At 73.7% G+C, this 11147-nt stretch carries 11 protein-coding genes; 8 read left to right on the forward strand and 3 right to left on the reverse strand.

Going from position 1 to position 11147, the window contains the following annotated elements:
- Positions 1–909: SAM-dependent methyltransferase (locus tag VN520_RS01510; protein ID WP_325744987.1), on the reverse strand; the 909-nt coding region annotated here is incomplete at its 3' end.
- Positions 910–1005: 96 nt separating this feature from the next.
- Between VN520_RS01510 and VN520_RS01515 the strand changes: the two genes are divergently transcribed.
- Both VN520_RS01515 and VN520_RS01520 read left to right on the forward strand, forming a co-directional pair.
- Positions 1006–2214, forward strand: a complete 1209-nt coding sequence (locus tag VN520_RS01515) for a sensor histidine kinase (protein ID WP_325744988.1) — start codon at positions 1006–1008, stop codon at positions 2212–2214.
- A gap of 19 nt (positions 2215–2233) precedes the next feature.
- A complete protein-coding gene (locus VN520_RS01520) occupies positions 2234–2908 on the forward strand; it encodes a response regulator transcription factor (RefSeq protein WP_325744989.1) in 675 nt (224 codons plus the stop codon).
- A 12-nt stretch (positions 2909–2920) separates the two neighbouring features.
- Here the strand turns inward: VN520_RS01520 and VN520_RS01525 are convergent, their stop codons facing one another.
- Positions 2921–4021 carry a DUF5937 family protein gene (locus VN520_RS01525; RefSeq protein WP_325744997.1) on the reverse strand — a complete coding sequence of 367 codons (1101 nt, stop codon included), beginning with the start codon at positions 4019–4021 and terminating at the stop codon, positions 2921–2923.
- Between the two features lie 104 nt (positions 4022–4125).
- Here VN520_RS01525 and VN520_RS01530 point away from each other — a divergent pair, with 104 nt between their 5' ends.
- A complete protein-coding gene (locus tag VN520_RS01530) occupies positions 4126–4284 on the forward strand; it encodes a hypothetical protein (RefSeq protein ID WP_325744990.1) in 159 nt (52 codons plus the stop codon).
- A gap of 103 nt (positions 4285–4387) precedes the next feature.
- Here VN520_RS01530 and VN520_RS01535 read toward each other — a convergent pair whose 3' ends face one another.
- A complete protein-coding gene (locus VN520_RS01535) occupies positions 4388–5533 on the reverse strand; it encodes a threonine aldolase family protein (protein WP_325744991.1) in 1146 nt (381 codons plus the stop codon).
- A 166-nt stretch (positions 5534–5699) separates the two neighbouring features.
- Here VN520_RS01535 and VN520_RS01540 point away from each other — a divergent pair, with 166 nt between their 5' ends.
- The 5 genes from VN520_RS01540 to VN520_RS01560 all read left to right on the forward strand — a co-directional run.
- Complete coding sequence (locus VN520_RS01540; protein WP_325744992.1) at positions 5700–6674, forward strand: Rossmann-like and DUF2520 domain-containing protein; 975 nt, start codon at positions 5700–5702, stop codon at positions 6672–6674.
- Positions 6671–7684, forward strand: a complete 1014-nt coding sequence (panC, locus tag VN520_RS01545) for a pantoate--beta-alanine ligase (RefSeq protein ID WP_325744993.1) — start codon at positions 6671–6673, stop codon at positions 7682–7684. Before VN520_RS01540 ends, panC begins: the two co-directional genes overlap by 4 nt.
- Complete coding sequence (locus VN520_RS01550; protein ID WP_325744994.1) at positions 7681–9450, forward strand: L-aspartate oxidase; 1770 nt, start codon at positions 7681–7683, stop codon at positions 9448–9450. The genes panC and VN520_RS01550 overlap by 4 nt, the downstream gene beginning before the upstream one ends.
- A 2-nt stretch (positions 9451–9452) precedes the next feature.
- Positions 9453–10499: a carboxylating nicotinate-nucleotide diphosphorylase gene (gene nadC / locus VN520_RS01555; protein ID WP_325744995.1), complete on the forward strand. Its 1047-nt coding sequence runs from the start codon at positions 9453–9455 to the stop codon at positions 10497–10499.
- Positions 10499–11147, forward strand: a 649-nt coding sequence (locus tag VN520_RS01560; RefSeq protein ID WP_325744996.1) for a type III pantothenate kinase, incomplete at its 3' end; no start/stop codon positions are given. The genes nadC and VN520_RS01560, both read left to right, overlap by 1 nt.

The raw sequence follows: 11147 nt of genomic DNA on the forward strand, positions 1-11147 counted from the left end.
CTCCCCGGCCGAGGCGAGCGCCCGCACGTAGCCGGCGGGATCGGCCGACGCCTGCGCCAGCGGCGGGCGTTCACCGCTGATGCCCAGTTCCCGCAGCGCCGTCCGCTGGTCCAGGAGCTCGGCCGTGCCGCCCGCAGCCGCCGCACAGGCGTCCAGCGCCACGTGCGAGGTCAGATCGCAGCTCCCGTCGGGCACGGGCGGCACCTCGCGGCCTTCCCGGAACCCCGTGAGCGTCCCGAACGGCGGCCTCGACGCCCGTACGTGTGCGTAGTCCACGGCGACCGCGGTCCCGCCGGCCAGCGACCCGACGGCCCGGGCCCAGGCCTCGTCACGGGACCGGCCGATCTCCGCGCGGTCGCCGGGCCGCGACAGCGGCCACCAGCGGTCCAGCCACCGGGCGTCGGCTCCGGTCACCGGATCGCCGAGCCGTTCGGCGCCGTCGGCCCTGCGTACGAGGACATAGCGGGGGACCCCGTCGGCGTCGGCCTCCGCGATGTCGGCCGGGACGTTGTCCAGCCACTCGTTGGCGAACAGCAGTCCCCGCACCCCCTGCGGGAGTTGCGCGCTCCACTCGACGGCCGGGTCCAGGCCCGGCGGGCGCGGGGCGACCTCCACGGCGTACGCCCGGACGTCGAGACCGGGGGCCAGGTCCCCGTCGCGCAGCGCCGCCAGTACCCCGGTCAGCAGCTCGCCGCGGCCCGCCCCCACGTCCACCAGGCCGACCGAGTCCGTCCCCAGTTCCCGTGCCGTGGCGGCCAGCAGCCGGGCGACGGCGGTGGCGAACAAGGGGGAGGCGTGCACCGAGGTGCGGAAATGACCCGCGGGCCCCTCCGGGCGCCGGTAGAACCCCTCTTCCCCGTACAAAGCGGTCTCTGCGGCTTCCCGCCAGCGGCACCAGTCATACGTCACGTAGGCAAGTCTCCACCTTGGGGAGTACGGTCCCTGGACCCGGATCGGCCCTTCGGCTGACCCGGGCACCGATCACCTGTCCCTACGCTGGGTAACGTGCAGCACTTCTACGATTTCCTCCGCAGACACCCGACGGGCGTCGACATCCTCTGGGCTGTCCTCCTCCTCGGGTTCTCCGGTGTGTCCATCGTGGCCGATCAGGCCGGTACCGGCCGGGAGCGCGTGGCCGCCGTGCCGATCGCCGTGGGCCTGTGCGCCGTGGTCGCGCTGCGCCGGCGCGCGCCGGAGAAGATGCTGCTGCTCGCGATCCTGATGGGGCTCGCCCAGCTGGTGCTCGGGGTGCGGCCCGGCGCGGCCGACTTCGCCCTGCTGGTGATCACCTACACCGTGGCCACGGTCGGGGAGCGCTGGGCGTCCCGGCTCGCCCTCGGATGCAGCCTGACGGCGGCGGGGATCTCACGGCTGCGCTGGCCCGACGACGCCCCGTCGGGCGGCTGGGTGCAGACGGCCTTCTACATCGCCGTCATGACCGTGCCCTTCGTCCTGGCCTGGGTGCTCGGCGACTCGATACGCACCCGACGGGCCTACTTCGACCAGCTGGAGGAGCGGGCCGCCCGGCTGGAGCGCGAGCGGGAGGCGCAGTCGAAGGTCGCCGTGGCCGCCGAACGCGCCCGCATCGCCCGTGAACTGCACGACGTCGTCGCGCACAACGTCTCGGTGATGGTGGTCCAGGCCGACGGCGCCGCGTATGTCATGGACTCGTCCCCCGAGCAGGCCCGGCAGGCGCTGGAGACCATCTCCGGCACCGGCCGCCAGGCACTCGCCGAGATGCGGCGGCTGCTCGGAGTGCTCAGGACCGGCGATTCCCCGGAGAGCGGGGAGTACGTCCCGCAGCCCGATGTCGAGCAGATCGAGGAGCTCGTCGGCAAGGTCAGGGAGACGGGCCTCACAGTGGACTTCAAGATCGAGGGCACTCCGCGCCCGCTGCCGAGCGGGGTCGAGCTGACCGCGTACCGCATCGTCCAGGAGGCGCTCACCAACACCCGTAAGCACGGCGGTCCGGGCGCCGGGGCGAGCGTGCGGCTGGTCTACTTCGACGACGGGCTCGGCCTGCTCGTCGAGGACGACGGCCGCGGCGCCCCGCACGAGCTCTACCAGGACGGCGGGGCCGACGGTGCGGGCCAGGGAATGATCGGCATGCGCGAGCGGGTCGGCATGGTCGGCGGCACGCTGGACGCGGGACCGCGCCAGGGCGGCGGCTTCCGGATCAGCGCCCTGCTCCCGCTCAAGCCGGCCGACCAGTGACAGAAGGACAGGACAGCTCATGGCGATCCGAGTGATGCTCGTCGACGACCAGGCGCTGCTGCGCACCGGTTTCCGGATGGTGCTCGCCGCCCAGCCGGACATGGAGGTCGTCGCGGAGGCGGGCGACGGGGCCGAGGCGATCGAGGTGCTGCGGTCCACGGCCGTCGACGTGGTGCTCATGGATGTGCGCATGCCACGCCTGGACGGCGTCGAGGCGACCCGGCGCATCTGTGCGCGGACCGATCCGCCCAAGGTGCTGATCCTGACCACGTTCGACCTGGACGAGTACGCGTTCTCCGGGCTGAAGGCGGGCGCCAGCGGGTTCATGCTCAAGGACGTGCCGCCCGGTGAGCTGCTCTCCGCCATCCGTTCGGTGCACAGCGGCGACGCCGTCGTGGCCCCGTCCACGACCCGCAGGCTGCTCGACCGGTTCTCGCCGATGCTGCCGAGCGGCCGGAAGGAGCCTCAGCACAAGCACGTCGAGAAGCTGACCGAGCGTGAGCGCGAGGTGATGCTGCTGGTCGCCCAGGGCCTGTCGAACGGCGAGATCGCGGGCCGTCTGGTCCTGTCCGAAGCGACCGTGAAGACCCACGTGGGCCGCATCCTCACCAAGCTGGGCCTGCGCGACCGCGTCCAGGTGGTCGTCCTCGCGTACGAGACGGGCCTGGTCAGGGCGGGCGGCGGAACGGGCTGACCCCGCCCGGGGTCACCGCAGTACGCCCTCCAGGAAGTCGCTGCCCAGACGGGCCACGACCGTCAGGTCCAGCGAGTGCAGGACGTACCGCCCGCGCCGTCGCGTGGTGACCAGACCGGCCTTCTTGAGGAGCGCGAGGTGCCGGGACACCTCGGGAGGTGTGATGCCGTGCGAGTCGGCGAGTTCGCCCGTGGTGTACGGGGAACGGGCCAGGTTGCGGCAGATGCGCATCCGCATGGGGTGGGCCAGTGCCTCCATCCGGAGCTGGAGCAGCTCGACGGAGGCGGGGGAGGGCAGCTCGGGGCGGTGCACCGGGTAGTGGATCACCGGACGCCAGCCGGGGGCGTGCAGCACCGTCAGGTGCGGCCAGCCGAAGGCGGTCGGGACGAGGGTCAGCCCGGTGCCGGTGGCGTCGGTACGGCCCTCGGTCAGCTTGTCGGCACTGATCCGGCCGGCCTCCTCGTCCAGCGTCAGGGCCGCGGAGACCGCATCCATCGCCGCGGCGGCGCCCTTGTGCCGCAGCACCTCCGTCTTGTGCCGGGCGTCGGCCGCGAGCTGGATCCGGACCCGCTCCCAGGTGCCGGCGAAGAACGCCTGGTCGCAGTCCTCGAAGAGGCGCCTGACCCAGCCGCGTACGGAGTCGGGGTCGCCCAGGAGCTGCCGGCTGAACTTCACCTGCTTCGGGCCCCTGGCCGCCGCCATGTCCAGCGCGCGGGCCCGCGTCCGGGGGTCGGAGAGCGGGGACGGCGCCCCCGTCCCGTACATGCCCGTGCAGGTGAACTCCAGAGCGGCGGCGACGAACCGCTCGTCGTCCAGCCTGTCGAGGATGTCCAGGTCCTCGGCGAGGGTCGCTCCGGTCCTGCCGTCACCGCCGCGGACACCGGCGAACGGCAGGAAGACGTCGGAGAAGGTGTTCCGCCACAGGAACTCCGCCTCGCTCAGCCGGTCCGCGAGGTCCGGCTCCAGGGAGGCGGCCGTCGCCGTCACCCAGCCGTGCAGGCCGGGGTGGTGCCCCGGCTCGGAGAGCGCGTGGAGGGCGAGCCCCAGCTCGGCGAGGGGGGAGGTCTCGAAAACTATGCGCTCGGGAGGCAGGCCCGCGATGTCGATGTGCACACTCACCCCTCCATGGTGAGGGCTGCGGGGGCGGAGTCCGGCGCCACTTGACTGCGGCCGTCAATCCACGGGCGCGCCCGCCGGGCCGGAGCCAGGCTGGACCCATGGACATCGTTCAGCAGCACATGCTCGACAGCTGCCGCGCCGCGCAGCACGGTGAGGCGCAGCCCCCACTGCCCGGGACGCACGACCGGGACGTTCTGCGCATCATCCGCAGGCGCATCCGTGCCTGGACGTCGGCGCGCCTGCCACCTCTCCCCTGAACCGCCCGGGCCGGGCCTGAACCGCCCGGGCCGGGCCTGAACCGTCGGGCCGGACCTGAACCGTCCGGCCGTCCGCGCCGGTCGTCTCGCGGAACTGAACCGCCTACGCCAGCCGCTCCACGAAGTCCGCCACCGCTTCCACCACGTCGCCGGCCGTCCACTCCAGCCCCGGCGCCGCCACCGTGACCTCGGTGAAAGAGACCCCGGGCGGACCGGCCGGAGCCGCGGACCAGCGGCGGAAGAGGGTCACGCCCGTCTCCTCGGCCTGCCGCACGGACGCCTCGTCCAGCACCTCTGCCGCGTACGGCAGCCAGACCTGGAACTGATGTGTGTGCGGTGGCTGCGGGTGCACCCGGGACCACGGCACCTCCGACTCCGCGAAGCCCTCCGCCAGGGCCCCGGCGACCACCTTCGCGTGCGCCACGTACGACGGCAGCCTCGGCAGCTCCCGCTCCAGGCCCAGCAGGGCGGAGAGGGCCGCCGGGTACTGCTGGAAGACCTGACCGCCGTAACGGTGGCGCCAGGTCCTCGCCTCCTCGATCAGCGACTCGGGGCCGGCGAGCACCGCTCCGGACAGTCCGTCCAGGGACTTGTAGAACGACACGTACACACTGTCGGCGAGGGCCGCTATCCCGGGCAGGCCACGCCCGAAGTGCGAGGTGCACTCCCAGAGGCGCGCCCCGTCCAGATGCACCACGGCGTCCCGCTCCCGCGCGGCGGCCACGACGGCCTCCAGCTCCTCCCAGGAGGGCAGGACGAAACCCGCGTCCCGCAGCGGCAGTTCCAGCATCAGCGTGCCGAACGGCTCGGCGAGGTCCCGGATCTCGTCCGCCGTGGCGTGCCGGGGCGCCGCCGTCGGATGCACCGTGCGCAGCCCGCTCACCGAGGCGAGTGCGCCCCGCTCGTGCACCTCCGGGTGGGAGAGCGGGTGCAGGGCCACGACCGGATCACCCGTACGTCCCGCCCAGCACCGCAGCGCGACCTGCTGGGCCATCGTCCCGGTCGGGAAGAACGCGGCGGCGTCCATGCCCAGCAGCTCCGCCGTGCGCCGTTCGACCTCGGCGACGACCCCGCCGCCGTACACATCCGTCCACTCGTCCAGGTCGTGGACCGTGCCGGCGTCGGAGGCCAGCGCGGCCAGCCGCTCGGCCAGCGTGCGGTCCGCGGACATCCGCGCCAGCACCTTCTCCGACCGCTGCCAGGCGGCCAGCCTGCGGTTCCGCTGTTGCTGCTCATCGGTGACTGCCATGGGACGATCATCACCCGGGCCGCTGGGACCGCTCACCGGGGGCTCCCCTGTCGCCCGAGGTTATCCACAGGGTGTGGACGTCCGGGTGGCGTGTCGAAACGCTGGCGTAGCATGCAGAGAAATCGTCCGGTACCCCCCGCGGACTGGAACGGAAGGCCATCGCCGCGTGAACGCATCAGTGTCCAAGGAAACCCTCGACGCGAGGGACCGCCCCGCCCGCCTCACCGTCGGCGTCGTCGGCGCGGGACGGGTCGGCCCGGCTCTCGCCGCCTCGCTCCAGCTCGCCGGGCACCGCCCGGTCGCGGTCTCGGGCGTGTCCGACGCCTCCGTGCGCCGGGCCGCCGCACTGCTCCCGGGCGTCCCCCTGGTGACGCCCGCCGAGGTCCTCGCGCGCGCCGATCTCGTGCTGCTGACCGTCCCCGACGACGCGTTGCCCGGGCTGGTGGAAGGCCTCGCCGAGACCGGTGCCGTACGACCGGGCCAGCTGCTCGTCCACACCTCCGGGCGGTACGGGACGAGGGTGCTGGACCCCGCGCTGCGGGCCGGCGCCCTCCCGCTCGCCCTGCATCCGGCGATGACCTTCACCGGCACCTCCGTCGACGTCCAGCGGCTGGCGGGCTGCTCCTTCGGAGTCACCGCCCCCGAGGAGCTCAGGCTCGCCGCGGAGGCGCTCGTCATCGAGATGGGCGGTGAGCCCGAACGGATCGCCGAGGAGTTCCGGCCGCTCTACCACGCGGCGCTCGCCCTCGGAGCGAATCACCTGGTCACCCTCGTCGCACAGTCCATGGAGCTGCTCCGCAAAGCCGGCGTGGGGGCGCCCGACAGGATGCTCGGACCCCTGCTCGGGGCCGCCCTCGACAACGCCCTGCGCTCCGGTGACGCGGCGCTGACCGGGCCCGTCGCCCGGGGCGACGCGGGGACGGTGTCCGCGCACATCCGCGAGCTGCGCGCCCACGCCCCGCAGACGGTGGCCGGGTACCTCGCCATGGCGCGCGCCACGGCCGACCGGGCGCTGGACCACGGCCTGCTCAAGGCGGAGCTGGCCGAGGACCTCCTCGGCGTCCTGTCGGACAGCAACGCCGCCGACGGAACGAACGGAACACACGGCCCGGACGGAACCGGACCGGGGGAGAAACGATGAACACCGCACCCGCCACCCTGCTGCGCTCCACCGAGGAACTGGACGCCCTGGGCCGGTCCGCCGGGGCACGCCGCGCCGTCGTGATGACGATGGGCGCGCTCCACGACGGCCACGCCACCCTGATCCGTGCGGCGCGGGCGGCCGTGGGACCCGGCGGCCAGGTCGTGGTCACCGTGTTCGTCAACCCGCTCCAGTTCGGCGAGGCCGCCGACCTCGACCGTTACCCCCGCACGCTGGAGGCCGACCTCGCCGTCGCCTCGGAAGCCGGCGCCGACGCGGTCTTCGCCCCCTCCGCCGACGAGGTCTACCCCGGTGGCGACCCCCAGGTCAGGATCACTGCGGGCCCCATGGGCGAGCGGCTGGAAGGCGCCTCCCGCCCCGGGCACTTCGACGGCATGCTCACCGTCGTCGCCAAGCTCCTCCACCTCACCCGGCCGGACGCGGCGTTCTTCGGACAGAAGGACGCCCAGCAGCTGGCACTGGTCCGCCGCATGGTGCGCGATCTCAACTTCGGCATCGACATCGTCGCGGTGCCGACCGTCCGCGACCCGGACGGTCTCGCGCTCTCCAGCCGCAACCGCTTCCTGTCCGCTCAGGAGCGCCGGACCGCGCTGGTCCTGCCCAGGGCCCTGTTCGCCGCGCGTGACCGGCTGGCCGCCCAGCAGACGCTGCACGCCCGCGCCCGGACGGCCCCGGCGGGCGAGGGCCGTGCCGCCGCCCTCACCCGGCTCGGGGAGGCCCGTGCGGCCGCCGACACGCAGGCCGTGGAGCTGGCCCGGCCGACCGTCACGCCCGCCGCGGTGCTGGCCGCAGCACGGGCCGTCCTGGACGAGGCGGCCGGGGAGGCGGTGCCCCTCGACCTGGACTACGTGGCGCTCGTGGACCCGGCGGACTTCACCGAGTTCCCCGACGACCGCGTCAGCGGCGAGGCGGTCCTCGCCGTCGCGGCGCGGGTGGGGGCCACCCGTCTGATCGACAACATCCCGCTGACCCTCGGAGCCCCCTCGTGACCGGAATACGGCTGACCGCCCCCGCCCCCGGCTGGGCCATCGACGCGGACGTCGTCGTGGTCGGCTCCGGCGTGGCCGGTCTCACCACCGCCCTGCGCTGTGCCGCGGCGGGCCTCTCGACCGTGGTCGTCACCAAGGCCCGCCTGGACGACGGCTCCACCCGCTGGGCGCAGGGCGGCATCGCCGCGGCGCTCGGCGAGGGCGACACCCCGGAGCAGCACCTCGACGACACCCTGGTCGCCGGGGCAGGCCTGTGCGACGAGACGGCGGTGCGTGCCCTCGTCACGGAGGGACCCGACGCCGTACGCCGGCTGATCGGCACCGGCGCGCACTTCGACACCACCGACACCGGGGCGATCGCCCTGACCCGTGAGGGCGGTCACCACCGCCGCCGCATCGCGCACGCCGGGGGCGACGCCACGGGCGCCGAGATCTCCCGGGCCCTGGTCGAGGCGGTCCGTTCGGCGGCCCTGCGCACCATCGAGAACGCCCTGGTCCTGGACCTGCTCCAGGACGCGGAAGGCCGTACCCGGGGCGTCACCCTGCACGTCATGGGTGAGGGCCAGCACGACGGGGTCGGCGCCGTCCACGCCCCGGCCGTGGTCCTCGCCACCGGCGGCATGGGCCAGGTCTTCTCCGCGACCACCAATCCGCCGGTCTCCACGGGCGACGGGGTGGCGCTGGCACTGCGGGCGGGGGCCGAGGTCTCCGATCTCGAATTCGTCCAGTTCCATCCGACCGTCCTGTTCCTCGGCGCCGATTCCGAGGGCCAGCAGCCGCTGGTGTCCGAAGCGGTACGCGGCGAGGGAGCCCATCTCGTCGACGCCTTCGGCACCCGCTTCATGCTCGGGCAGCACGAACTGGCCGAGCTGGCGCCCCGCGACATCGTCGCCAAGGCGATCACCCGCCAGATGCATCTGCGGGGCACCGAGCACATGTATCTCGACGCCCGCCACTTCGGCGCCGGGATGTGGGAGCGGCGCTTCCCGACGATCCTCGCCGCCTGCCGCGCCCACGGCATCGACCCCGTCACCCGGCCGATCCCGGTGGCCCCCGCCGCGCACTACGCCTCGGGCGGCATCCGTACGGACCTCCGCGGCCGTACGACGGTGCCCGGCCTGTACGCCTGCGGAGAGGTCGCCTGCACGGGCGTGCACGGTGCGAACCGACTGGCGTCCAACTCCCTCCTGGAGGGCCTGGTCTTCGCGGAACGCATCGCGGCCGACGTGGTGGAGGGGCCCCGGGCCGGTTCCACGGCCGCCCCCCGGCGCGCGGTGGCGGGGGAACCCGCCGGAACGCACACCGTCCCGCTGCTCACAGCGGAGTCCCGGACCACGATCCAGCGGATCATGACCAGGGGCGCCGGGGTCATCCGCTCCGCCGGCAGCCTCGCCACCGCGGCCGAGGAGCTGGAGGCGCTCCAGCAGGCCGCTGCCGACGGGGACGGCCCCAAGGACGCCGTGCCCGGGGTGGAGGCGTGGGAGGCCACGAATCTGCTCCTCGTCTCGCGGGTCCTGGTCGCCTCGGCCCGGGAACGCGAGGAGACCCGCGGCTGCCACTGGCGCGAGGACCGGCCCGACCGCGACGACGCCGCCTGGCGCCGCCACCTCGTCGTCCGTATCGCCCCGGACCGGCAGCCCGTCGTCCGCACGACGGACGGTGCCGCTTTCCCGCCCGTACGCCCCGGGTACCCGGCGGACCCCGCAGACACAGCACGGCCCGCCGGCCCCCGCAACCACCCCGCCGACGCCCCCGAGGAGCCGTAACCGTGAGCACGCCCGAAGAGAATCCGCGCCCCGCACCCGTGGACGTCCCGCTGATCCACATCGGCGCACCCGCCGAATCCGGGGGCGGCTGCGGCGACGGCTGCGGCTGCGGCGACGGCTACGACCCCGACGGCCTGGAGTGCGGCCTGGACCCCGCCCTGGCCCAGCTGCTGGCCGACGCCGGGCTGGACCCCGTCCAGGTCGAGGACATCGCCCACGTCGCCATCGAGGAGGACCTCGACGGAGGCGAGGACGTCACCACCGTGGCGACCGTCCCGGAGGACTCCGTGGCCACCGGGGACTTCACCGCGCGTGAGGCGGGCGTCGTCGCGGGCCTGCGCGTCGCCGAGGCGGTCCTGTCCATCGTCTGCACCGACGAGTTCGAGGTCGAGCGCCACGTCGAGGACGGCGACCGCGTCGTGGCCGGCCAGAAGCTGCTCACGGTCACGACCCGCACCCGTGACCTGCTCACCGGCGAGCGCAGCGCGCTCAACCTGCTCTGCAGGCTCTCCGGGATCGCGACCGCCACCCGCGCCTGGGCCGATGTGCTCGAAGGCACCAAGGCGGCGGTCCGCGACACCCGCAAGACCACTCCGGGACTGCGCGCGCTCGAGAAGTACGCGGTGCGCTGCGGCGGCGGGGTCAACCACCGCATGTCGCTGGTGGACGCGGCGCTGGTCAAGGACAACCACGTGATCGCGGCCGGCGGTGTCGCCGAGGCGTTCCAGCGGGTCAGGAAGGCGTTCCCCGACCTCGCGATCGAGGTCGAGGTCGACACCCTGGAGCAGGTCCGGGAGGTGCTGGACGCCGGTGCGGACCTGATCCTGCTGGACAACTTCACCCCGGCCGGGACCGCGGAAGCGGTCGCCCTCGTCGACGGCCGCGCGGTGCTGGAGTCCTCGGGCCGGCTCACCCTCGGCTCCGCCCGCGCCTACGCCGAGGCCGGCGTCGACTACCTGGCCGTCGGCGCGCTCACGCACTCCTCGCCGATCCTCGACATCGGCCTGGACTTCCGTGACGCCGCAGCGACCGACGGGACCGACGCCTGATGCTGCTCACCATCGACGTCGGCAACTCCCACACCGTCCTCGGCCTGTTCGACGGGGAGGAGATCGTCGAACACTGGCGGATCTCCACCGACGCCCGCCGCACCGCCGACGAGCTGGCCGTCCTGCTCCAGGGCCTGATGGGCATGCACCCGCTGCTCGGTGTCGAACTGGGTGACGGCATCGAGGGCATCGCGATCTGCTCCACCGTCCCCGCCGTTCTGCACGAGCTCCGTGAGGTCACCCGCCGCTACTACGGCGATGTCCCGGCGGTCCTCGTGGAGCCGGGCGTCAAGACGGGCGTGCCGGTCCTCACGGACAATCCGAAGGAGGTCGGCGCGGACCGCATCATCAACGCGGTCGCCGCCGTCGAGCTCTACGGCGGCCCGGCCATCGTCGTCGACCTCGGCACGGCCACGACCTTCGACGCGGTCTCCGCCCGGGGCGAGTACACCGGCGGGGTGATCGCGCCGGGCATCGAGATCTCCGTGGAGGCCCTGGGTGTGAAGGGCGCCCAGCTCCGCAAGATCGAGCTGGCGCGGCCCCGCAGCGTGATCGGCAAGAACACCGTCGAGGCCATGCAGTCCGGCATCGTGTACGGCTTCGCCGGCCAGATCGACGGGGTGGTGGAGCGCATGAAGAAGGAGCTGG

The organism is Streptomyces sp. (assembly GCF_035563135.1).
Lineage (GTDB): Bacteria > Actinomycetota > Actinomycetes > Streptomycetales > Streptomycetaceae > Streptomyces.

What these genes read in the sequence shown, in the direction of transcription:
- VN520_RS01520 (WP_325744989.1), top strand. Translation starts at nt 2,234, where the DNA reads ATGGCGATCCGAGTGATGCTCGTCGACGACCAGGCGCTGCTGCGCACC.
- panC (WP_325744993.1), top strand. Translation starts at nt 6,671, where the DNA reads ATGAACACCGCACCCGCCACCCTGCTGCGCTCCACCGAGGAACTGGAC.
- VN520_RS01530 (WP_325744990.1), top strand. Translation starts at nt 4,126, where the DNA reads ATGGACATCGTTCAGCAGCACATGCTCGACAGCTGCCGCGCCGCGCAG.
- VN520_RS01535 (WP_325744991.1), bottom strand. Translation starts at nt 5,533, where the DNA reads ATGGCAGTCACCGATGAGCAGCAACAGCGGAACCGCAGGCTGGCCGCC.